25 protein-coding genes are annotated in these 20,131 nt (G+C 38.4%); 9 read left to right on the top strand and 16 right to left on the bottom strand.

All coding sequences use genetic code 11. The features are described from left to right. Nucleotides 1-26 precede the first annotated feature (26 nt). Complete coding sequence (locus tag CIK86_RS06080; RefSeq protein ID WP_011328166.1) at nucleotides 27-470, top strand: DUF3859 domain-containing protein; 444 nt, start codon at nucleotides 27-29, stop codon at nucleotides 468-470. A gap of 103 nt (nucleotides 471-573) precedes the next feature. Here CIK86_RS06080 and CIK86_RS06085 read toward each other — a convergent pair whose 3' ends face one another. From CIK86_RS06085 to CIK86_RS06095, 3 genes are all read right to left on the bottom strand, one after another. Further along, a complete protein-coding gene (locus CIK86_RS06085) occupies nucleotides 574-990 on the bottom strand; it encodes a VF530 family protein (protein WP_011328167.1) in 417 nt (138 codons plus the stop codon). A gap of 72 nt (nucleotides 991-1,062) precedes the next feature. Beyond that, nucleotides 1,063-2,055 (bottom strand): MDR family oxidoreductase, encoded by a 993-nt coding sequence (locus tag CIK86_RS06090; RefSeq protein ID WP_086994156.1) that lies wholly within the window; start codon nucleotides 2,053-2,055, stop codon nucleotides 1,063-1,065. A 48-nt stretch (nucleotides 2,056-2,103) separates the two neighbouring features. Further along, complete coding sequence (locus tag CIK86_RS06095; RefSeq protein ID WP_086994152.1) at nucleotides 2,104-2,739, bottom strand: TetR/AcrR family transcriptional regulator; 636 nt, start codon at nucleotides 2,737-2,739, stop codon at nucleotides 2,104-2,106. A gap of 386 nt (nucleotides 2,740-3,125) precedes the next feature. Between CIK86_RS06095 and rmf the strand changes: the two genes are divergently transcribed. Next, complete coding sequence (gene rmf, locus CIK86_RS06100) at nucleotides 3,126-3,296, top strand: ribosome modulation factor (RefSeq protein ID WP_011328170.1); 171 nt, start codon at nucleotides 3,126-3,128, stop codon at nucleotides 3,294-3,296. Nucleotides 3,297-3,372: 76 nt separating this feature from the next. Here rmf and fabA read toward each other — a convergent pair whose 3' ends face one another. Beyond that, entirely contained in the window at nucleotides 3,373-3,888 is a 516-nt protein-coding gene (fabA, locus tag CIK86_RS06105; protein WP_086994149.1) for a bifunctional 3-hydroxydecanoyl-ACP dehydratase/trans-2-decenoyl-ACP isomerase, read from the bottom strand. A 203-nt stretch (nucleotides 3,889-4,091) separates the two neighbouring features. On the opposite strand from fabA, the gene CIK86_RS06110 reads away from it, so the two are divergent. Genes CIK86_RS06110 through CIK86_RS06120 form a run of 3 tightly spaced genes read left to right on the top strand, consistent with a single transcriptional unit; the run spans nucleotide 4,092 to nucleotide 6,200 of the window. Continuing rightward, on the top strand, nucleotides 4,092-4,949 hold the full coding sequence (locus tag CIK86_RS06110; protein ID WP_011328173.1) for a 6-carboxytetrahydropterin synthase: 858 nt from the start codon (nucleotides 4,092-4,094) through the stop codon (nucleotides 4,947-4,949). Further along, complete coding sequence (locus CIK86_RS06115) at nucleotides 4,942-5,760, top strand: M23 family metallopeptidase (RefSeq protein WP_086994146.1); 819 nt, start codon at nucleotides 4,942-4,944, stop codon at nucleotides 5,758-5,760. Before CIK86_RS06110 ends, CIK86_RS06115 begins: the two co-directional genes overlap by 8 nt. 5 nt (nucleotides 5,761-5,765) lie before the next feature. After that, nucleotides 5,766-6,200, top strand: coding sequence for an acyl-CoA thioesterase (locus CIK86_RS06120; protein ID WP_011328175.1), 435 nt, complete (start codon nucleotides 5,766-5,768; stop codon nucleotides 6,198-6,200). A gap of 198 nt (nucleotides 6,201-6,398) precedes the next feature. Here the strand turns inward: CIK86_RS06120 and CIK86_RS06125 are convergent, their stop codons facing one another. From CIK86_RS06125 to CIK86_RS06145, 5 genes are read right to left on the bottom strand one after another with little or no spacing between them, the layout of a single operon-like run. Continuing rightward, nucleotides 6,399-7,721: a Na+/H+ antiporter family protein gene (locus CIK86_RS06125; RefSeq protein WP_086994142.1), complete on the bottom strand. Its 1,323-nt coding sequence runs from the start codon at nucleotides 7,719-7,721 to the stop codon at nucleotides 6,399-6,401. Further along, the gene (locus CIK86_RS06130; protein WP_086994139.1) at nucleotides 7,718-9,700 is read right to left on the bottom strand and encodes a DUF3488 and transglutaminase-like domain-containing protein; all 1,983 of its coding nucleotides are present in this window, start codon (nucleotides 9,698-9,700) and stop codon (nucleotides 7,718-7,720) included. Before CIK86_RS06130 ends, CIK86_RS06125 begins: the two co-directional genes overlap by 4 nt. After that, nucleotides 9,697-10,686 carry a DUF58 domain-containing protein gene (locus tag CIK86_RS06135; RefSeq protein WP_086994136.1) on the bottom strand — a complete coding sequence of 330 codons (990 nt, stop codon included), beginning with the start codon at nucleotides 10,684-10,686 and terminating at the stop codon, nucleotides 9,697-9,699. The genes CIK86_RS06130 and CIK86_RS06135 overlap by 4 nt, the downstream gene beginning before the upstream one ends. Nucleotides 10,687-10,691: 5 nt before the next feature. After that, complete coding sequence (locus tag CIK86_RS06140; RefSeq protein ID WP_086994132.1) at nucleotides 10,692-11,597, bottom strand: MoxR family ATPase; 906 nt, start codon at nucleotides 11,595-11,597, stop codon at nucleotides 10,692-10,694. Between the two features lie 13 nt (nucleotides 11,598-11,610). Next, nucleotides 11,611-11,994, bottom strand: coding sequence for a response regulator (locus CIK86_RS06145; protein ID WP_086994129.1), 384 nt, complete (start codon nucleotides 11,992-11,994; stop codon nucleotides 11,611-11,613). Nucleotides 11,995-12,418: 424 nt separating this feature from the next. On the opposite strand from CIK86_RS06145, the gene CIK86_RS06150 reads away from it, so the two are divergent. The 4 genes from CIK86_RS06150 to CIK86_RS06165 all read left to right on the top strand — a co-directional run bounded on the left by CIK86_RS06150 (nucleotide 12,419) and on the right by CIK86_RS06165 (nucleotide 16,095). After that, nucleotides 12,419-13,096: a hypothetical protein gene (locus tag CIK86_RS06150; RefSeq protein WP_086994126.1), complete on the top strand. Its 678-nt coding sequence runs from the start codon at nucleotides 12,419-12,421 to the stop codon at nucleotides 13,094-13,096. 303 nt (nucleotides 13,097-13,399) lie between these two features. Next, nucleotides 13,400-14,359 carry a sugar-binding transcriptional regulator gene (locus tag CIK86_RS06155; protein WP_086994123.1) on the top strand — a complete coding sequence of 320 codons (960 nt, stop codon included), beginning with the start codon at nucleotides 13,400-13,402 and terminating at the stop codon, nucleotides 14,357-14,359. 425 nt (nucleotides 14,360-14,784) lie between these two features. Beyond that, nucleotides 14,785-15,258, top strand: coding sequence for a DUF3653 domain-containing protein (locus CIK86_RS06160; protein WP_086994120.1), 474 nt, complete (start codon nucleotides 14,785-14,787; stop codon nucleotides 15,256-15,258). Between the two features lie 78 nt (nucleotides 15,259-15,336). Further along, the gene (locus CIK86_RS06165; RefSeq protein ID WP_096317091.1) at nucleotides 15,337-16,095 is read left to right on the top strand and encodes a hypothetical protein; all 759 of its coding nucleotides are present in this window, start codon (nucleotides 15,337-15,339) and stop codon (nucleotides 16,093-16,095) included. Between the two features lie 193 nt (nucleotides 16,096-16,288). On the opposite strand, the gene CIK86_RS06170 is transcribed toward CIK86_RS06165, so the two are convergent. From CIK86_RS06170 to CIK86_RS06205, 7 genes are all read right to left on the bottom strand, one after another. Continuing rightward, nucleotides 16,289-16,669: a hypothetical protein gene (locus CIK86_RS06170; RefSeq protein ID WP_086994114.1), complete on the bottom strand. Its 381-nt coding sequence runs from the start codon at nucleotides 16,667-16,669 to the stop codon at nucleotides 16,289-16,291. A 174-nt stretch (nucleotides 16,670-16,843) separates the two neighbouring features. After that, nucleotides 16,844-17,260, bottom strand: coding sequence for a hypothetical protein (locus CIK86_RS06180; protein ID WP_086994108.1), 417 nt, complete (start codon nucleotides 17,258-17,260; stop codon nucleotides 16,844-16,846). A 93-nt stretch (nucleotides 17,261-17,353) separates the two neighbouring features. Then, entirely contained in the window at nucleotides 17,354-17,788 is a 435-nt protein-coding gene (locus tag CIK86_RS06185) for a hypothetical protein (RefSeq protein WP_086994189.1), read from the bottom strand. Nucleotides 17,789-17,825: 37 nt separating this feature from the next. Next, entirely contained in the window at nucleotides 17,826-18,041 is a 216-nt protein-coding gene (locus CIK86_RS06190) for a hypothetical protein (RefSeq protein WP_086994105.1), read from the bottom strand. Continuing rightward, the gene (locus CIK86_RS06195) at nucleotides 18,034-18,582 is read right to left on the bottom strand and encodes a hypothetical protein (protein WP_086994101.1); all 549 of its coding nucleotides are present in this window, start codon (nucleotides 18,580-18,582) and stop codon (nucleotides 18,034-18,036) included. The genes CIK86_RS06190 and CIK86_RS06195 overlap by 8 nt, the downstream gene beginning before the upstream one ends. Continuing rightward, entirely contained in the window at nucleotides 18,570-19,223 is a 654-nt protein-coding gene (locus CIK86_RS06200) for a hypothetical protein (protein WP_086994098.1), read from the bottom strand. Before CIK86_RS06200 ends, CIK86_RS06195 begins: the two co-directional genes overlap by 13 nt. 2 nt (nucleotides 19,224-19,225) lie before the next feature. Continuing rightward, complete coding sequence (locus CIK86_RS06205; RefSeq protein WP_086994095.1) at nucleotides 19,226-20,029, bottom strand: hypothetical protein; 804 nt, start codon at nucleotides 20,027-20,029, stop codon at nucleotides 19,226-19,228. Between the last annotated feature and the right edge of the window lie 102 nt (nucleotides 20,030-20,131).

Genomic DNA, 20,131 nt, shown 5'->3' on the forward strand with positions numbered 1-20,131 from the left:
AAACGTTAAATATAAAGTTAGGTGATATGGCTAAATTAAAACCGATAATTACGCTGCAAAGCTACGGTATTTACTCAACATGGGATAACGAGAGTAAAGCATTGCCGCAAATAGAGCAATTTACTACTGAGGTCATCGCTACTCTTGATGTTGAATTTGGTTTGATCATAAATATTAAAAAAGCCAAAGGCGAAAAATTACATTACAGCATTTATCATCCTAATATACCCGATGATGAAGGCGACATAATGCCTCCTTTTTCCGGAGTGGTGTATGTTAAAGACAGCGACTGGCATTTTTATTTAGGTGATACTTTATGGCCACCAATTAATAATAAACTTGGTAATTGGCGCATGACCATAGAGTACAATGGCAAACTTATAGCGGATAAAACATTTAATGTAGCACTGCCTACAGAGCGCTCGGCTGTAGAGTTTTGGCAAGATAGGGGATACAAGCCACTAAAGTAAAGTTTATACCTCTGTTGCTGTTAACTTATAGGGTATGAGTAAAAAGGCGTAATAAAAAAGCCGGCAATGCCAGCTTTAATAATGAGTGGTTTAACCTTGTGCTTTAGTTGCCCCAAGGATTAGTTGAGCTAACACGCTGTTTACGGGTACGCGCACGTTGCTTAGTCTCTTTTTTCTCCATAATACGCTTTGCATCAGTAAAGCTTAACTCACACGGCTCACCAGGTTTATGATCAGCAGGGATCACGCGATCACGCGGTGGCAGTTCGTATTGCACATCATCAGGACGTGGTAAGTTTTTAAGGCGATACAAATAAAAGTTATCTACTTTTTCTTGTGCCCACTGTGTTTTACGTAAAAATTTAACCGCCGATTTAATATCAGGATTATTTTTAAAGCAATTTAGCTGTAAATAAGCGTATAGGAGTTCCCACCCATATTGTTCAACCAGCTCTTCAACCACTTGTTCTAATTTTACGCCTTGCAGTGGGTTATTACTGAAAAGTTCTTGGTTGCTCATAGGTGTTGCCTCGTTATTAAAATACAAAGTGTATTATAAATTTAATAACGAGGCTTTAACAGTGTAAAAAGCTTAACTTTGGCAATTAACTACAACACGGCCGCGAATTTTACCTTTCATAAGCTGCTCGGCGTTATCAATTACTTGTTCAAGCGTTATTTCAGTCGATATTTTATCAAGGTAATCAGCTGCTACTAAAGATGCTAAACGATCCCATGCTTCAATTCGGTCGGCTTTTGGGCGCATTACGCTATCAATGCCTATTAATCGAATGCCACGTAATATAAATGGTGCTACAGAGCCAGGTAAATCCATACCTTGTGCAAGCCCACATGCGGTTACAACACCTCCATATTTTAATGAGGCGCAAATATTAGCTAAAGTATGGCTACCTACTGAGTCTATAGCTGCGGCAAAACGCTCTTTTTGTAGCGGCTTACCTGGGTTTGAAAGCTCATCACGATTAATTACATTTGCTGCTCCTAGCTCTTTTAAATAATCACTTTGCTCCATTCGTCCAGTAGCTGCGGTTACATTGTAGCCAAGCTGATTTAGTAAATATATTGCAAAACTACCTACGCCACCATTAGCACCGGTTACCAGCACTTCGCCTGAATCGGGTGTTATGCCTTGTTTTTCGAGTGCAATTACACTGAGCATAGCGGTGTAACCCGCAGTGCCAACTTGCATAGCTTGTTTAGGTGAAATGCCAGCAGGCAAGGGGATTAACCAATCGCTATTAAGTGCTGCTTTTTGAGCCAGCCCACCCCAGTGTTTTTCGCCTACACCAAACCCATTTAAAATTACCTTATCGCCACTTTTAAATTCATCGCCGGTGGAGTGGCTCACAGTGCCTACTAAATCTATACCCGGCACCATAGGAAAACTGCGTACCACAGGCCCTTTTCCGGTTATTGCTAAGCCATCTTTATAATTTAAAGTGCTGTATAGCACATCAATAGTGACATTTTCATTCGGCAGGTCACTATTCTTAATGCTGCTTAAAGAGGCGCTGTAGTTATTATCATCTTTATTAATAACAATGGCTTTAATTGGGTTACTCATGGGATATCCTTTTAGACCGATCGTCTTTTAATTGGTAAAAAAAACGCATTAGGTTAGTAATGCGCGTAAAAACATTTCTGTATACAAAGTAAGTGGAGTATTAGACTTAGTGAGCTTGGCACGCATAACCGCACCCTCCCAACCAATCCAAAAGTACTCACTCATTAATGGGGTGTTTACACTGTTGGCAATTGTACCTTGCTGCTTTGCTTGATTTAAACACACCTCTACCAAGTTTTGCCAGCTAGTATAACTTTGCAATAAGCGGGTTTTAAATTCGTCACTTAAGTGATTCAGTTCTTGATTTAAATTGCCTACTAAACAGCCACGCTTATAATCGTACTTCTTCATACCTTTAATGGCACTTTGGGTAAAGTTGACTATTCGCTCCAGCGGGGGTACGTCACTTTGTTGTAAATAATGATTAAGTTTGGCAATAAAATAACTGTCGTAAGCATCAACAAGGGCAATACCGTACGCTTCTTTACTTTTAAAGTAATGATAAAAAGAGCCTTTAGGTATGGCTGCTTTTTTTAATATGGTATCGAGGCCAGTTGCGCTAAAACCAAACTCGGTTAGTGTTTCTAGGCCTGTGCGAATAAGTAACGCTTTGGTATCTGCGTTTTCTCTGGCTACTTTGGGTGGGCGGCCACGCCTTACTGGAGTTGGTGTGTTTTTGTTCATACAACATATTAGACCGATCGACTTTAAATAATCAAGCATTAATTGTGTTGTTTATTAAATAAGCTAAATAAAATTTAAAATAATTAAAAAATAGACTAGATTAATTTGGAACTAAGGCTAAATTAGCCGGTCACAATATATACACAACAGTGTAATAAAACGATTTTTTAATCGTGTTTTTAAGTTAGATTAAACCGGTCAATACAGTGCAAGTACGACCACTTACTTTTTAAAAAGCTAATTCATCATTGCATCAGCAGCTTAGTTAAAGTCAAACTAATTAATTGCTTTTATAATTTGAATTAACCTTTTTTATTAGCTATTCATTACATGTAGATTTCACTAATGCTACAAAATATATAAATACAAAGGTGAGGATATTACCGATGAAGAGACAAAAAAGAGATCGTTTAGAGAGAGCACATTCTCAAGGATTTAAAGCAGGTTTAGCAGGTCGCTCTAAAGAGCATTGTCCCTATCAACAAGTTGATCCAAAATCAGAATGGTTAGGTGGTTGGCGCGAAGCAATAGATAATCGTAATATTTATAAAACATAGTATATAACTGAATTTAAGCAAAAATGCCTCCAAGTGGAGGCATTTTTGTATGTGTATTTTAATTATTAACAGTTAATTAAAATGCACTGGTGTCTTGAAATAGACCTACTTTTAAATCTTTCGCTTCGTAGATTACACGGCCATCTACTTCTACCGTGCCATCGGCAACACCCATAAATAATTTGCGTTTAATTACGCGTTTCATTATTAGGCGGTAGGTTACTTTTTTAGCGGTTGGTAAAATTTGGCCGGTAAATTTAACTTCACCCACACCTAGCGCACGGCCAAGACCTGGACCGCCAGACCAACCTAAGTAAAATCCAACTAACTGCCACATAGCGTCTAAACCTAAGCAACCGGGCATTACAGGGTCACCTTTAAAATGGCAGTCGAAAAACCATAAGCTAGGGTCAATATCTAGCTCAGCAACAATTTCGCCTTTACCGTGTATTCCGCCATCGGCAGTAATAGAGGTAATGCGGTCCATCATTAACATATTGTCGCTTGGTAAACGGCAGTTACCTTCACCAAACATTTTACCTTCACCACATAGGATCAAGTCTTCTTTTGTATAGCTATTTTTAGGTTCCATAACACTTATCTTCGCTTATAAATTGCCAACTACTTTAGCGTACACTTGTACGCTGAACAACTCGGATCAGTTAAAAAAGCTAAATTTAGCAGGTTTTTTAATCAATCGATTGGTGTAATTGATTTTAGCCTGATTAAACCGCGCAATTACAATCATAAATCATTATAATTACCGCTGACTTTTAACTTGTTTAAAGGAAATTTATGATCCTTTTTGTTAACTCACTAACAGTGATAGATTTTTCTTACTTGTGTAATAAACGCGGCGCAGTTGGCGAGAGCTGGATTGTTGATTTAACTTTGCATGGCAAACTAAACAATGAGTCTATGGTATTAGACTTTGGCTTAGTTAAAAAGCAAATTAAAGGCATTATAGATGAGTGTATTGATCATCGTTTAGCTGTACCTAATAATCTAAATGGCGTGGTTAGCGAATTTAGCGACCATAAAACATTAGATTGTACATTTGGTGATAACCACCATTTGGCGATGAGTGCTCCACATCAAGCTTATTGTATGATTAACGCTGATGAAGTAACAATTGCATCGGTTACAGATTTTTTAATAGCGACTATTTTGCCACAACTGCCAGATAATATAGAAAAAATTGAGCTGTCATTGAAGCCAGAGCATAATCAAAGCTATTATTACCATTACAGCCATGGCCTTAAAAAGCATGATGGTAATTGCCAACGTATTATTCATGGGCATCGTTCTCAAATTGGTATTAGTTTAGATGGTATTTCTATGCCTCGCCTGCAAAAAGAATGGTCACAAAAGTGGCAAGACATTTATCTAGCCACCGCTGAGGATCAAATTAAGGCAGACGAGTTACAGCACGTTAGCGCAAAAGCTGGCGATGTATGTTTTGCATATACTTCAGCGCAAGGCTATTTTGAAATGGCTATTAGCGAATCGCGTTGCGATATTTTACCTAGCGATACCACGGTTGAATGCATTGCAGAATACTTAGCGGGTCAGGTAAAAGCACAATATCCTGAAAAAGCGGTAAAAATAACGGCCTACGAAGGAGTAGGCAAAGGGTCTATTAGCCATGCTTAAAACATTATTAGCAGCCGTGTTAATTTCCTCTACTAGCTTAAGTGCAATGGCACTTGAGCTAAAAGGGCAATTAACTCAAGGCGGTTTAGTAACCGGTAATATTAGCAACGCGCAGTCGGTTAGCTTTAACGACAAAACACTTAAGCTTTCGAGTAAGGGTGATTTTGTATTTGGCTTTGGCCGCGATGCACCAACAAATCACACACTTAAATGGGTTGATAAAGCTGGTGTTGAGCACAGTGAAAGCCTAGTAATTACTAAGCGCGACTATCAAATTGATAAAATTACCGGCGTTGCTAAAAAATATGTATCGCCGGCTAAAGAACTCAGCGCACGTATAAGTAAAGAGGCTGCTGCGATTAGAGCTGCGCGCCAGGTTAATTCTGACCTATTGTACTTTTTAGATCCTGTGCTAAAACCTGCACAAGGGCGTATATCTGGGGTGTATGGTAGCCAACGTTATTTTAATGGCGAGCCACGCAGACCACATTTTGGCTTAGATATAGCCAATAAAACGGGGACAGCTGTGTATGCACCTATAAGTGGTACAGTGGTGTTTTCGCAGCCGGATATTTATTATTCAGGTGGCACACTTATTTTAGACCATGGCCACGGCGTTACCTCTACTTATATTCATTTAAGTAAGCTTGATGTAAAGCTGGGCGATAAAATTGAGCAAGGTAGTAAAATAGCTGAGATAGGTGCAACAGGGCGGGTAACAGGCCCACATTTAGATTGGCGTTTTAACTGGCAAGGTGAACGCCTTGATCCGGCCTTATTAATGCAAAACAAATTAGCTAATAAAAAGTAGATACTATGACACAAGTAGAGCGCGATGCTATTATCGCGCAACGTATTAAAGATTCCACCACATCGGTAACTAAAACAGTGTTTCCGGGGCGAACTAATCACCACAACACTTTATTTGGTGGCGACGCTTTAGCTTGGATGGACGAGGTTGCTTTTATAGCGGCAACGCGTTTTTGCCGTAAGCCTTTAGTTACCATTTCATCAGATCGAGTAGACTTTAAAGAAGCTATTCCTGCAGGTACTTTTGCTGAACTTATAGCAAAAGTAGTGCATGTAGGTAATACCAGTTTAAAGGTTGATGTCGATATACTTCTAGAAACTATGCATAATGACAACAAGCATTCTGCTATTAGTGGCAGCTTTACCTTTGTTGCAGTAAATGATGATCACCGACCAACGCCTGTTGTTTGCGATAAAATGATTTATGGTTTTGACAAGTAAACATTAGAATAAAGTATTTTAATGTTATTAAAAATAAGCACTTTAAGTAGTGCTTATTTAATCACCACTAAAGAACACATCATACCAATTAATTGCAAAAGATATAGCTAAACAGCAGAGTCAATTTTAATAAAAATTATCGAGGTGGGAGGTCGATAACCTAATCTATTATTAGGTTATCGTTTTACATTACTTAGGTTAAAGCACCATGGCGGCTATCCAGCCAAATATTAATAACGGTATATTAAAGTGAATAAAGGTAGGCACTACTGAATCCCAAATGTGGTCGTGCTGGCCATCAGCATTTAGCCCGGAAGTTGGCCCAAGTGTAGAGTCAGAAGCGGGGGAGCCTGCATCACCTAACGCACCGGCCGTACCAACTAAAGCAGCAGTGGCCATAACCGAAAAGCCCAGCTCTAAACATAAAGGAACAAATAAAGTAGCTATAATTGGTACGGTTGAAAATGAGCTACCTATACCCATGGTAATAAACAATCCAACTAATAAAATAACCGCTGCCGCAATGGGTTTATTCCCAGCAAATAACTCAGCGCCACTGTGTACTAAACTAGCCACATGACCTGTAGCTTGCATAACAGCTGCAAATCCTTGAGCAGAAATCATTATAAAACCAATCATTGCCATCATAGCGACGCCTTTACTAAATACGTCGCCATTATCTTCCCATTTAACGATACCGAAAACGCTAAAAATCATTACACCCACTAAGCCGCCTAAAATCATTGAACCGCTAGCGTTTTGCGCAATAAGTGAAGCAAGTACAGCAAACAGGCCAACTAACATTACCTTTTTTGGGTTTTCTACCGTGGTTTCTTTACTTTCTATGGTAAGCGGAAGCGCTGCGTAGTCGCGACGTTTTCTGTAACTAAAAAATATTGCAATTAATAAACCTGCAAACATGCCCAAAGCCGGAATTATCATTGACATAGGCACTTGGGTATTTATTATTTCTAAACCGTTGTCGACTAAATTTTTATGGAGTATTGAATATAAGTAAATACCACCAAAGCCATACGGTAGTACCATATAAGAAGTAGCTAAACCAAAAGTTAATATACAAGCTATTGCACGTCTATCCAGCCTAAGTTTATTAAAAATTACCAGCAGCGGTGGAATAAGAATAGGAATAAAGGCGATATGAACCGGCACTAAGTTTTGCGATGAAATGGCGCAGATCATTATTATAAATAAAATAAAATAACTGAGCAGGGTTTCACTGCCACTTTTTTGTGCATTAACTTTAGCTAATAATTTTGCGGCTAAAATACGTGTTAAACCTGACTTAGAAATAGCCACTGCAAAAGCACCTAACATGGCATAACTTAGTGCTATTTCAGCACCTGCCGACAATCCCGAATTAAAGGCGTCTATACTTTCTTTTAAGCCCAAACCCGCGGTTAAACCAGCTACTAGGGCACTTATTATCATTGCAACAATAACATTTACGCGGACCAAGGTTAGCCCAAGCATTAATAAAACGCCTATAACAACCGCATTCATAGATTTCTCTGTTTCGTAGATTTAATTAATTTTATCAGATATTTTGCCTGAGTTTTACGTTGTTTATTAAATGGTTTTTTAGCATAACGTACTTGGTTAAATAACTGGCTAAACTCGATTAATTGTTGCTCAACATGCGGCGCTTGCGCTGCTAAGTGATTTAATTGTTGGGTAGGAGTTAAATGATCGGCTATCGAAAATTTACGTTTTTTAGCCCAATTTATTAATTTTTCAAACTCTTTAACAATAGGAGCTAATTTAGTAGCGGGCTTAGGCCAATTTAAATAAACAAAATAACTAACAAAAGTCAGCCCTAAAATAACAATTACAGCCAGCGGTACCAGCCAAATATTTTTGCTGCCAAAAATAGACTTTAAAAAGTCGTTTTGTTTTTCATCATCAAAACCAAGTACCCAGCTAGACCACTTATAATCTAAGTTTTCTAGCTCTAGCCTTAACCAGTTAATAGCTGCAAAGTTACTTAAACTGACCAAACCAAAGTCGAGATTGCTTTTAAACTCATTATTTAATTCATTATTTTGTGAAAGCGATCCTGTAAGTCTATCGGGAGCAACCACCGCTGTGGCATCAAATATTTGCCAGCCTTCATTATCTAAATACACTTCTACCCATGCATGTGCATCATATTGGCGAACAGATAAAGTATTATTATCAGTATTAAGCTCACCACCTAAATAGCCACTGACAACTCTTGACGGTATACCCGCACTTCTAAAAATATAAGCTGCGGCACTGGCATAGTGGCCACAAAACCCACGTTGTTGCTCAAACATAAACTGATCAATAGTATTGTTGCCGCTCATTGGCGTCGGGTTAAGCGTATAACTAAATTTTTCGTCTATAAAGTACTGTAGTAATGCATTGTAAAAATCACGGTCGCTGGTTAAGTTTTGTTTTAAATTATAGGCAAGGGCACTTGTTTTGTTATTGTCGTTATTTACTAAGTGTTTGTAGTGCTTAGTTTGCCACTGTAATAAAGGAGCATTTGTTAGTGCAGAGCTGCTTGCTGTGTATTGCACACTTTTAGCTTGGTAATTTTTTTTACGCAGTAAGCCCAGTGAGTCACTCTCTACGTTATCGTTATTACTGGTTGCAAAGTTGAGCCCATATAACCACTTTTGACTCGAGGGCTCGGCAATAATCGAATAGTCGTATTTTGTTAAACTGCTAACTTGTTGCGTTTTAGTTTGAGTTACGCTGTTATGCTTTAATAAATTGGAAGTGAGCCACGCATTTCCGTTAAACTCATCGTGTACTAAGGCTCGCCAATACAGGGGAGCTTTAGGTGCTAGATCATTAAATTTAGCTCTAAAAACCAGTTCATCTGAATTAGATAACTTGGCAATATCAAACGGATCTATTTGCTCAGACAAACCTGTTTTAGCTAACTTTGGCCCAGGTAGTTGCCAAAATGCAGGCATTTTTGGTAAAAATATTAATAAAAATACCGCCAGCGGTAATGCCAATAATAGTAATTTACCGCTTTGTTTAGATGCGACTTTTAAATTATGTTTTGATTCTAACAAGCCCAGTACAGCAAAGTTTAAAATGTACAAACTACTCACTACTAAAGTAGTTAAAATACTTTGGTTAAATAAATAAACCGCCGAAAGCGAAAAAAATGTCAGCGTAGTTATTACATGATAATGCTTTTTAGTTTTCGCCTGTAACAACTTACATAAGCTTGAAAGCAACAACATAGCCACAAATAAAATAACCGTGTCGCTAAATCCCACACTAAAAAGCATTAACCCTAAAGCAAGTGCTGCTAAAGCGTTAGCCAACCAGGCATTAGGTTTAGTTTTATTACTTATGGTTACATAAAAGTTCCACGCACAAAGTAGCGCTAGTACACTAATAAATACAATTGGTAAGTGAGCAATAAAAAACACGACTAAGCAGCTGTATATAAAACACAGTGAATAATTTATTACTTTTATGTTTTTTATTGCCGTCACTTTGTATCACCATTAAATGTACTAAGTGATTCTAAACAAAGTGTTTTATGTTGCACACCTAGGTTGGTAGCTATTATTTTACTTGGTAGTTTTAGCATAAAAGGGGTGTTATTCTCTGTTGCTTCACATACTAAAAAGCACAGCTGGTTTAAGCGTTGCTCGGTATCGCCATGCATTAAATCAAAATCAAATAATGCATCAGCAGCTTTAAAATCAACAAACTCTTTAACTAATAACTGCTGTGTTTTAGCAAAATGTTTCCAAGAAATTCTTTGCAATCCCATTTCAGGCAAGTGCGGTATTAATGTTTCAAACTCTTCACTACCGAGTTGTTTGGCAATACCGTTTTCGGCTTGCTCGGCTAGACTATTTATCTGAGCGTCACTAAACACCTTTTCAAGTGAAGGGTAAATATAAACACTTGATTGTAGTTGAATGTAGCTCCAAACAGTGATCAAGCCAAAGGGATAATTACTGGCAATTTTTATTCGCTGTAGTGAGTAACATCCGCGTTTGTTATAGGGTAGTGGTAAGCTTAGCGTTTGGGCTGCATTGGTTATTTCATCATGATTAATTTGCGTTTGTTGATCGCCTTGATAAATTAGCATCACAGATTGGCAAATAGAGGGGCTTTGTACAGCAAACTGAACTTGTGGATTTTGTGGTGCAAAGCTCGAAAGTGAATTTTTAAAAGTAACAGTTAGCCCTTTTGCATTGCTGTAACCCAGTAGTACAGCAATAATCATTACCACAAACATTAAATAAGCCATGATCAAAATTAAGTTGTTTTGATAGTTAATCCCCATCACAAAATTTAAAATAGCTACACTAATAAAGTAGCAGCCAAGGGCTGATGGAAAAACATAAATAGTTTTGTGTTCTAGTGTAATTGACTGTTTTAAATGTTTATTTTTTAATAATTTATTAAATATGGCACGTTTAAATGACTTAAATAAAGCAGGGCGCTTAGCTTTGTTATTTGGCATAAATGCTATACCGGAACCATAACAGCTTTTAATATTTGTATAACTTGCGCTTCGCCAGATTCATTGTGTAACCCTAAACGGTGCTGACAAACACTGGCAAAAACTGCTTGCACATCTTCAGGCATAACAAAGTCACGACCGTCAATATAAGCCCATGATTTAGCAGCTTTTGCTAATGCCATGCTAGCGCGTGGCGATAACGATGCAGCAAAATTATTACTTTCGCGTGTATAATTTACTAATTCAATAATATAATCAATTACAGGATTACTAAGTGTAATATTGCTAATTTGAGTTTGAATTTGAGCTAATTGTTGCTCAGTAATACGTTGTGGTAGCTGGGTGTAGTCACGCTTTTGCATATTTAGTAACAGCCTTTTTTCGGCTTCTTTAGGCGGAAAACCAAGGCTAATACGCATTAAAAAACGATCTAGCTGCGACTCAGGTAAAGGGTAAGTACCTGATTGATGTAATGGATTTTGTGTAGCAATAACAAAAAATGGGGTAGGAAGAGAATACTTTTTACCATCAACAGTAACTTGTTGTTCTTCCATTGCCTCAAGTAAGGCGCTTTGTGTTTTAGGTCCCGCTCTGTTTATTTCGTCTGCTAAAACAACTTGGCTAAAAATAGGCCCTTTATGAAAGCTAAAACTGTGTTCATTACTATTAAATACATTAGTACCTAATATGTCGGCTGGGAGTAAGTCGCTGGTAAATTGTATCCGTTGATACGACAAGCCTAAAACGGCTGCTAAGGCATGCGATAACGTTGTTTTACCCATGCCAGGTAAATCTTCAATTAGTAAATGGCCTTCACTAAATAAGCAGGTGAGCGCGAGCTTTATTTGTTGTTTTTTACCAAAAATAACATTAGATAAATCATCGATAATTGCACTAACAGAACTTTGCATACTAACCTTAATATTATTCAATGAGCTCTAAACGCTTCATTACTGTATCTACTTTTTGTACATTAAACGGTTTTGCTATAACCCCTTTAGCACCAAGTTCCCACGTATTTTCTACATTTTCGAAACTGTTATGGCCAAAGCAAATAACAACATGAATATGCGGATAGCAATTATTTATATAAGTTAAAATATCACTACCTTCAGAGTCAGGTATTTCGACATCTAAAAATATAACCTTTGGGGACTTTTCGCTAAGCAGCGGTTTTGCACAATCAAAATCTTCACACTCAAGAATATCTTCATAACCAAGATCCGTTAAAATTTGGTTTAGATAGTCGCGACTGTTTTTTGTATCATCAATAATTAAAATAGGTTCTAGTGGGTGCACAAATTCCATATGTTGTTACTTCTATTGTTAATACCATTTGAGTACTTTCAATACTAAGCTAACCACCTCATAAGCTCAAGACAGTAACTAAAAAACAGTCATTAATAACTGATTTAAATGATTTTTAGCTACTTTGTCGTTTTTATTAAATAACCTCCGCGCATTACTTATCCTTTAATATTGTAAAAATTTACGTTGTAAGTGATTTACGTTTAATTAATAAAAAAATTAACAATTATGGTGTTTTAACCTACTGATATAATTGGTTTATTATTGCAAGGTAACGCATTGTGAATTTTTTGTTATTTAAATAGTTGACGTACGAACCTCTTGCTGGGATTATGACCGCAGCAAGGGCTTATGCCCATGCTGTAATTTAGCACTATATAACTCAAGCCAAACGTAGAGCTTATACAACCAAAGAAGCATATCTATGAAAGCTAAACATGTATTAACACTAACGGCAGCAATAACGACTTATAGTAGCCAGGTACACAGCAACGATTTTAATTTAGGGTTAGAATTTAAAACAAATCACTTATGGCATGGCTCAATTGTAACGCCAGGCCCAATGGTTGCTGGTGAATTAACTTATAAAACGGCGGATAATAAAATCACCTTAGGTTTATGGGGTGGGACCTCTTTTGATGGTGAGTATCAGGAGTTTACTTATTTTGCTTCTTATAAGTTTTCAGAGCAGCTGTTCATTGAAATTGTTAATCATGGGAACCACTCGTCGATTAATAATGTAGATATTTTTGACTATTCAAGCGATCCGGATAAAACCGGAAACTTTATTGATGTCGGTCTTGGTTATACCTTTGCGGGCGAAATGCTATTATCACTTTACTACTCAGTAATAGTTCAAGGGATAGATACCTATTTAGATGAAAGTTCAGGAAAAAACAAACAAGCTTACACTAACTATCTCGAAGCTAGCATGCCCGTGTGGAAGGGTAATGAATTAGATGAGCAAGTCTCTGTATTTATTGGTGGTGCTTTTTCTTTTTTAGATCAGCAAAACTTTTATGATGATAACGCTAATATAGTTAACTTAGGTTTTACTTACTCCAAGAGCTTACAAATACTAGAGTATAATTTTCCTATATAGGCAACAGCTATGTGGAACCCCGCGCAAAATAAAGGTGCATTACAGGTCGCATTTACGTTTTTATAATTTTTATAGCTGTGGCCATAACTTGCACTTAGCTGCAATAGAAAAAATATGTTGTGAGCAATTAGAAAGCGTTAACTTGATTTCTATTAGTGCAATAACATGAAAATTCGACACTTTTATTAAATGAATGGTATATTTAGAGGGCTAATAACAATTAAATAATTCGTTCAATTAACAAAAATATTTTGCTGTTAATCAATTTTAATAGTCTATTTATTTTGATTTTAAGAGGTTTCAGTGGCCAAGCTATCTAATACAGAAATTAGAAAACTCGATGACGCAGCAAGAGCAGGGTGGTTGTATTATGTTGCAGGTAAAACACAAGACGAAATAGCTAAAAAGCTTAATACCTCACGCCAATCGGCACAAAGAATGGTAGCGCTATCTGTTAGCCAAGGATTAATAAAAGTAAGACTCGATCATCCTATTGCTAAATGTATGGATTTGGCTGAACAAATTAAAACACGTTTTGGTTTGCTCTCTTGTGATGTAGTCCCTAGTGATCCGTCAGAACCTTCATCTACATTAGGTTTGGCACAAGCTGGTGCGGCTGAAATAGAACGCCATTTAAAATCACCACAACCAAAAGTTATTGCAATGGGAACTGGGCGAGTTTTACGCGCATGCGTAGATGAGCTGCGAACACAAGATTGCCAACAACATAAAATAGTTGCCATGTTAGGCAATATGGCATTAGACGGATCAGCATCGCCATACGATGTAGTAGTAAGAATGGCGGAACATATAAATGCCAAACATTACCCTATGCCATTACCAGTTTTGCCACGCACCATTGAGGAAAAGCAGCAACTGCATTCACAGCAGAATGTTGCTAGTAATTTAAAATTAGCCACGAATGCAGATGTTACATTTGTAGGCGTTGGTAATTTAGGATTAAATTCGCCACTTCATAAAGACGGTTTTGTAAGCCTTGACGAACTCCAAGAGTTACAACAGCAAGGTGCTGTAGGAGAAATGATAAGCTGGGTGTTTGATAAAAATGGTAAGTTATTAGATTGTAATGTTAATCAACGAGTAGCAAGTACGCCATTAAAAGTTAATTCAGATAAACAAATTTTTGCCATAGCTGCCGGAGAAGAAAAAGTATTAGCCATTTTAGGTGCGCTAAGATCTAAAATGATTAGTGGGCTTATTACTAACGAATACACGGCCGAGCGTTTACTAAGTATTGAGTAACTTATATTTTAAATGAAATCCTGAAATATAATATTCCATGCATTAGATTACATACATTAGAAAATATTAATTAAATTTAAATGTACCAAACTGAGAATAACTAACTTAGATAAAAACCCCTTTAATGTCCGATACCGTCTAGTATTGGATATTGCAGAGCTAATAAAGAGAATATAGCACTCCTTATTAATACATATACAACTACCTATAATTTATATTATGTTAAATAGCATCAAACACGACAATATGGCGCTGTTTGGGCGTTGCCTGTTAAAATCACTCGAACCCCCTGTTTTAGCAAGTTATCTGTTTTTGCGTATCATCTGTTAAATTGATTGGATATTTATTTATCAATCTAATAAAAGAATGGTTATTTTTTACGTATGTGGCCTAAATACGGCTCAATGTGAAAAAAGGAACTAAACATGAGCGATTTTAAACACCTACTTTTTAGAGCTGGCTTTATGAATATGGGCAAATTAGACAGTATTGCAGCAATGGAATTTTTATTTATTAATTCTGAGCGCACTTTAGAGCGCTGGATAAGCACAAACAAGCCATGCCCACGCGCGGTGCGAATGCTTGAGCAACGTATAAACGGCGGCATGAGTTTGCATAAAGGCTGGGCTGATTTTTATATTTGTAGAGATGGCTATTTATGGACACCGCGCGGCAAACGCTACGAACCTAGCTACTTAAACAAATTAGACTTTTTACAAAATTCGGTGCGCTACAACGAAAACCACGTTAAAACACTTCAAGAAAAAATAGACCACTTGCATGAGCTGGTTGCGGCCAGTGAAACACTAAAGGCTATTGGTAACGATTTGATTAAAATGTCGGACGAATTTGCGCTAAAAGATATCGTTATGAAATATGGCGATAAAAAATCAGCTTAATGCTAGAAATCAGTGTGTTAATGCAATACCCTAACACGGCTTTTAAAGCACAATAAAAAACAAATGGAGTATTACCCTATGGAAAAAACACTTAAGGCAATTACAGGCGCCCTTCTATTATCAACTCTTGCTGCTTGCGGCGGCGGTGGTAGTGACGATAAAACAGAAACCACAACACCACCTGTTACCACAACACCCGAACCCACTTTAATTATGCCTAGCGGTGTTTGGTCTGGCACTATTACGATGGCCGATGGTATTGAACAATTTGGCGTTGTTGGGCTTATTTCGTCAACGGGCGAATTTAGATTTATTACTGAATACGAAGAACAAAACACGGGAACCCTTTCGCTTTCGGATAAAACTAATTACACCGCTAACGTTGATTCGTTTATTGATAATGCAAAAGCAGGTGCTGGCACTTTAACCGGCACATATAACCCAACGGCCATTACGGGCGAAACGTCATTCGATGGCGCAAAACTGAGCAGCTTTAGCATTGAGCAATTGGCAATGACTAATGATGCGGCTGGCTTAGATGTTATTGCGGGTAATTACGTTGATGCTGATTTAACAACGTCGATTATGCTTGATGATAGCGGCGATTTGTCTGGCTCTGATACATTTGGTTGCCAGTATACTGGTACTGTTGAGCATAAAGACGCTGACATTAATCTTTATTCGTTAAAATTAACGGTTTCATCCTGCGCTGATTTAGATGGCGAATATTCAGGCCTAGCGACTTACGGCAAAGTTTACGATGATGTGCCAGCGGGTTTAATTTTCCAAGGTAGTAATGCTGCTTACTCTTTAACTAATATTTTATTTAAAGGTTAGGCATTACCCAAAACAAAAAGGCCGCTATTATGCGGCCTTTTTTATTGTTGTTGCGGTTGGGGTTACTATGTCCCCGCCTTTGATATATCGAAAACCCTTTTTCAGTTTTCCGTTTTCAAATGCGCTTTTGTATTCATCCTGCATGATGGGCGCTTTAACTATTGTTCTGCGGTTGTGGTACATAATGAGCCTTTTATTTTAGTGCGTTAACTGTGGTTGCATCTACCAACCCATTTACCAGCGGGTAATATTTGGGCTTTAGCCTCAAATACGGGTCGAATATCTCCTCAATCAAATCGCCGTTGCTATCGTGTTTTAAGTATATCGCTTTTAACCAAACTTTATCAATAACTTTAAAATTACTATCTAGCTTGTCGGTGTTTAAATAAAATTCACTGGTTGGGCTTTTAATGTAATTGCTGCCATTAATAATAAATTGCACCTCTGCGAGCGCTTGCGCCACTGGCCTAGTAAGTGTTTTTACTGTTTGGTCGAGCGCTTCAAGCGGTGCGGCCATTTTACGATATAAAAAATAACTCGCGCCAATAATTAGGGCCCACTTTGTTGCATTCATTAAATACCGACCTTAACACGCAATTCGGTGATTATTTTTTGCATTTCTTTGATGCAGTTTTTTAGGTCTTCATTTTGACCCTGCAAAAAACCAATGTGAATTTTGTTTGTTACGATCACTGTGGTTATTACTATTATTTGCATGATGATAAAAACGAAGTCTTTTAAGGTTAAGCTATCCATTTTTAGCCCTTTTTAATAATGTAACGAACTGCGGTACGATATTTTTTAAACTAGCAATTCCCCACACGCCGCCATTAATTGCAATCCATGTTTGCACTAACCAAGGCGGCACAGCGTCAAGGTTTTTAAATATGGCTGCGCCATGCTCGGGCGATACAACGGTTATTAATATGGGCGCGGTAAACATTGAATAACTAAAAAGCCTTAGCGTTTTATCCTTGTCTTGTAGGCTTTGCATTTCCCAATTGTGATTATTATCAACGCCCGATTGAACAAGCTTTGCTTGATTATTGATTACTGCTAAATCTCTATCAAGTTCGGCTTGTTTTATTTTGCCGCGATTATCTAACCACGTTGCAAGCGGTGCGAACAGGCCACCAATAAATGCAAAAAAAGGATTACTCATCATCCAAAATCCCTTTAGTGTGTTTTTTAACTTGATAAACAACGAGTGCGCCAATTACCGCACCCGCCACTGTGGTCACTAACCATTTTTTATTTATCATGCGAGTGCTACCCCTTCGCGCGCTTGATTTAGATTAAACGCGCCTTTTGCGCCTTCAAAATCTGCCATTGCGAGCATTAGCTCTGGGTAAAGGTGATCGGGAATTGGGTCGCTGCTGGTAATACCTAAACGCTGACCAACATAGTTAATATAACTTTGCGTATGGTTAACATACGTTTGCCCGTTGTGCTCGCCATTAGCTGGCGCCCATCGGTTTAGTATTGTTTCGAGCGTGTAAGCGCTGTACTTATGTTTGTAAGTCATAAGCAGTTTATAAGCGGCACGAAAACCAAATTCGGGCGTTAAAAATTCTTCATAGCCTTTTTCAATGTCGCGCTCTCGTTCGCCGTCCCAATCGTTACCCGTTCGTATGTTTAGCGGGTTGTTATAACGCACGTTTAGCGGTACGTTAATTTGATTTTTAGTTAACATATAAATAAACCCCACCGAGCAAAGGGCAACAAGTAAATTACACTTGTTCACCCTGCACCCCGTTTAATGAATATAAAACTTCACCGCTGTCGCTGATAACGTTACCGTCTATCACCTCACAACCCACTAAATCGGCGCGATATTCATTTATTTTTATATCGCTTTCGGTGAGTTTTACCGACTCGCCCACCATGCGAACACCTGACACAGTGGTTTTATTTTCAGTGGTTGATAATGTTATTAAATTAAACATATTCGATAACCTCCCAGCTTAGTTCTGTGCGTGCCTCATACCTTTGATAAACTCTAATAGCTGATGCCGACTCAAGCTGGGCAAACGGCACAACCGAGTACAACCCTGAGTGTTGGTCAGATGACGATGAGCTAACAATAAAGCTTTTACTTAAATCAACAGTAGCAATGCTTACAGTCTTGTAACCATTACCCGCCATACCAACAACCCCGCGCTGTATGCTTTTAATGGGTGACTTAGGCGCATCAACAGCTAATTGCAGCTCGTTTATTTTTTCGCTTATATCAGCTAACACAGCATTTTTTGCAGCTTCAACAACAACTAACAGCGCATCCGTTTTTACTTTCGCATCATCAATTATTAGCGTTTTTGCTGCGTTAACCGCTGCTTTTACGCTGTCGCTTTTTGCTGACAATTCATTTTTCGCACTATCAATGCTTGAATTAATTGCTTGCTCTGCGGCTGTTAATTCAGTGCTTTGCGCTGTGCTTTGGTTATCAATTAACGGTTTAAAATTTGGTTGATTGTTTACACCCGCCATTGTTCACCCCCTGCTAACGTTACGTTTTCGGCACTTTCATTTTTAACAAAAATAGGTGCGGCGATATTTTCAAAGTTAAATGATGCCGGTGCATTTTTATTGCCGGACATAAAAACACCCGTTGCAACATTGGCTGCACTTGTGCCCACGCGAACCGCTGAAAAGTTTGGCGAATCAGTTATTAACTGAATTAACACGCTGCGATTTTCGGCGTTTCTTGCGGGGAAAATTTCAAGCGTTTGACCAGGAGCAACCACGGTTTTATTAGGCGCTATCGACTCAAAGTTATTCGCGGGCAATATTGCCATTTTGCCGTTTTCAACGGTTGCATTAGCATCAACCTGAATTGATTCACGAATGCGGGTTACTTCAATTGCATTTGATACCGAAACAACACCTTTGCCTACTGCGTAAACTTTAATGTTTGATGTCTCGTACTCGAATTCGATTTGCTCAGTGCTTTCGTTTTTAAAGGTTACTTGGTTAAAACCTTCCATATCAAATATGCGGCCAACTTCGCCAACTAAACTGCCAAACCCGCCTTCGATTTTAAAACGTGTGTTTGCTTCAACAATTGACAGCCAGCGCGCGCCCATTGGGCGCTGCTGTTCTTCTCCTGCTTTTAGTGTAATTCTAGGCATGTTTATTTACTCCGTGCCATTGCTGTAATTGCAACTGCAATACCAATAACGCCCAACGCAATAGCCATATACTTAATCATTTGCCCCGCCTGTTCAGCTACAATATCTTGCCCCTGTAGTGCGGTGTTTTTTGCAAGCTCCGAAATAATGGCTTTGTCTTCGCTGGCTGATTGTGCAATTTGTGCAACCGTTTGCGCTGAGTTGTTTAGCTGCGTTTGTGTTGCATTTCGCAAGCTATCGGATAGCTCGGTTACTGCATCAAGACTAAACTCGCTAAAGTCTGATATTGTCGAGCGCCCAAAATCACCTACCTCATTGATTGCTGTATTTGCAGTATTCCCGACTTGTTTAACTGCATCACCTGCAAAATCAAGCGATGCATCAACAACACGGCCATTTTCTTTTATTGCATCCGCTGCGGTTTTTGCTGCTGTTGCTGCGGCTTTGTTTGCTGCATCAATAGCGGCTTTGCTTACGTCTTTATTTGCATCAAGGGCTTTTTCGCCAAAGCTTAGCGCGTCACTGGCAAAATCAAACGCCCCCTTGATTGCGCCGCCATCCAGCACATTAATATTGCCGCTGTTACCTGCAAAATCACCGTCATTTTCAACGCTATTATCTATATCCCACTCTTGCGAGTTATCAATATCAATTTCCCATTCTTGGGAGTTATCTACACTGTTATCATTTGACGATTCGTCATGTGTTACATTACCGCCAACACCTGCATAATCACCATCGTTTACGATGTTGTTGGTGGTTTGCAAATTACTAGTTGATTGGCTACTACTCGACTTACCACCCATAGCAATCTCCTATCGAGTAAGTCGCGGCGTTTTCACATTGCCACCGATGGAATCGCGGCGCGCTTTACGCACTGCGCGGTTCACTTTGCGACGCTTTAACTT

Origin of the sequence: Pseudoalteromonas sp. JB197 (assembly GCF_002332205.1) — a bacterium.
GTDB lineage: Bacteria > Pseudomonadota > Gammaproteobacteria > Enterobacterales > Alteromonadaceae > Pseudoalteromonas > Pseudoalteromonas nigrifaciens.

Excerpts from the sequence above, each read along its gene's own strand:
- CIK86_RS06080 (WP_011328166.1), top strand. The coding sequence starts at position 27 with ATGGCTAAATTAAAACCGATAATTACGCTGCAAAGCTACGGTATTTAC.
- CIK86_RS06085 (WP_011328167.1), bottom strand. The coding sequence starts at position 990 with ATGAGCAACCAAGAACTTTTCAGTAATAACCCACTGCAAGGCGTAAAA.
- CIK86_RS06090 (WP_086994156.1), bottom strand. The coding sequence starts at position 2,055 with ATGAGTAACCCAATTAAAGCCATTGTTATTAATAAAGATGATAATAAC.
- CIK86_RS06095 (WP_086994152.1), bottom strand. The coding sequence starts at position 2,739 with ATGAACAAAAACACACCAACTCCAGTAAGGCGTGGCCGCCCACCCAAA.
- rmf (WP_011328170.1), top strand. The coding sequence starts at position 3,126 with ATGAAGAGACAAAAAAGAGATCGTTTAGAGAGAGCACATTCTCAAGGA.
- fabA (WP_086994149.1), bottom strand. The coding sequence starts at position 3,888 with ATGGAACCTAAAAATAGCTATACAAAAGAAGACTTGATCCTATGTGGT.
- CIK86_RS06110 (WP_011328173.1), top strand. The coding sequence starts at position 4,092 with ATGATCCTTTTTGTTAACTCACTAACAGTGATAGATTTTTCTTACTTG.
- CIK86_RS06115 (WP_086994146.1), top strand. The coding sequence starts at position 4,942 with ATGCTTAAAACATTATTAGCAGCCGTGTTAATTTCCTCTACTAGCTTA.
- CIK86_RS06120 (WP_011328175.1), top strand. The coding sequence starts at position 5,766 with ATGACACAAGTAGAGCGCGATGCTATTATCGCGCAACGTATTAAAGAT.
- CIK86_RS06125 (WP_086994142.1), bottom strand. The coding sequence starts at position 7,721 with ATGAATGCGGTTGTTATAGGCGTTTTATTAATGCTTGGGCTAACCTTG.
- CIK86_RS06135 (WP_086994136.1), bottom strand. The coding sequence starts at position 10,686 with ATGCCAAATAACAAAGCTAAGCGCCCTGCTTTATTTAAGTCATTTAAA.
- CIK86_RS06140 (WP_086994132.1), bottom strand. The coding sequence starts at position 11,597 with ATGCAAAGTTCTGTTAGTGCAATTATCGATGATTTATCTAATGTTATT.
- CIK86_RS06145 (WP_086994129.1), bottom strand. The coding sequence starts at position 11,994 with ATGGAATTTGTGCACCCACTAGAACCTATTTTAATTATTGATGATACA.
- CIK86_RS06150 (WP_086994126.1), top strand. The coding sequence starts at position 12,419 with ATGAAAGCTAAACATGTATTAACACTAACGGCAGCAATAACGACTTAT.
- CIK86_RS06160 (WP_086994120.1), top strand. The coding sequence starts at position 14,785 with ATGAGCGATTTTAAACACCTACTTTTTAGAGCTGGCTTTATGAATATG.
- CIK86_RS06165 (WP_096317091.1), top strand. The coding sequence starts at position 15,337 with ATGGAAAAAACACTTAAGGCAATTACAGGCGCCCTTCTATTATCAACT.
- CIK86_RS06170 (WP_086994114.1), bottom strand. The coding sequence starts at position 16,669 with ATGAATGCAACAAAGTGGGCCCTAATTATTGGCGCGAGTTATTTTTTA.
- CIK86_RS06180 (WP_086994108.1), bottom strand. The coding sequence starts at position 17,260 with ATGATGAGTAATCCTTTTTTTGCATTTATTGGTGGCCTGTTCGCACCG.
- CIK86_RS06185 (WP_086994189.1), bottom strand. The coding sequence starts at position 17,788 with ATGTTAACTAAAAATCAAATTAACGTACCGCTAAACGTGCGTTATAAC.
- CIK86_RS06190 (WP_086994105.1), bottom strand. The coding sequence starts at position 18,041 with ATGTTTAATTTAATAACATTATCAACCACTGAAAATAAAACCACTGTG.
- CIK86_RS06195 (WP_086994101.1), bottom strand. The coding sequence starts at position 18,582 with ATGGCGGGTGTAAACAATCAACCAAATTTTAAACCGTTAATTGATAAC.
- CIK86_RS06200 (WP_086994098.1), bottom strand. The coding sequence starts at position 19,223 with ATGCCTAGAATTACACTAAAAGCAGGAGAAGAACAGCAGCGCCCAATG.
- CIK86_RS06205 (WP_086994095.1), bottom strand. The coding sequence starts at position 20,029 with ATGGGTGGTAAGTCGAGTAGTAGCCAATCAACTAGTAATTTGCAAACC.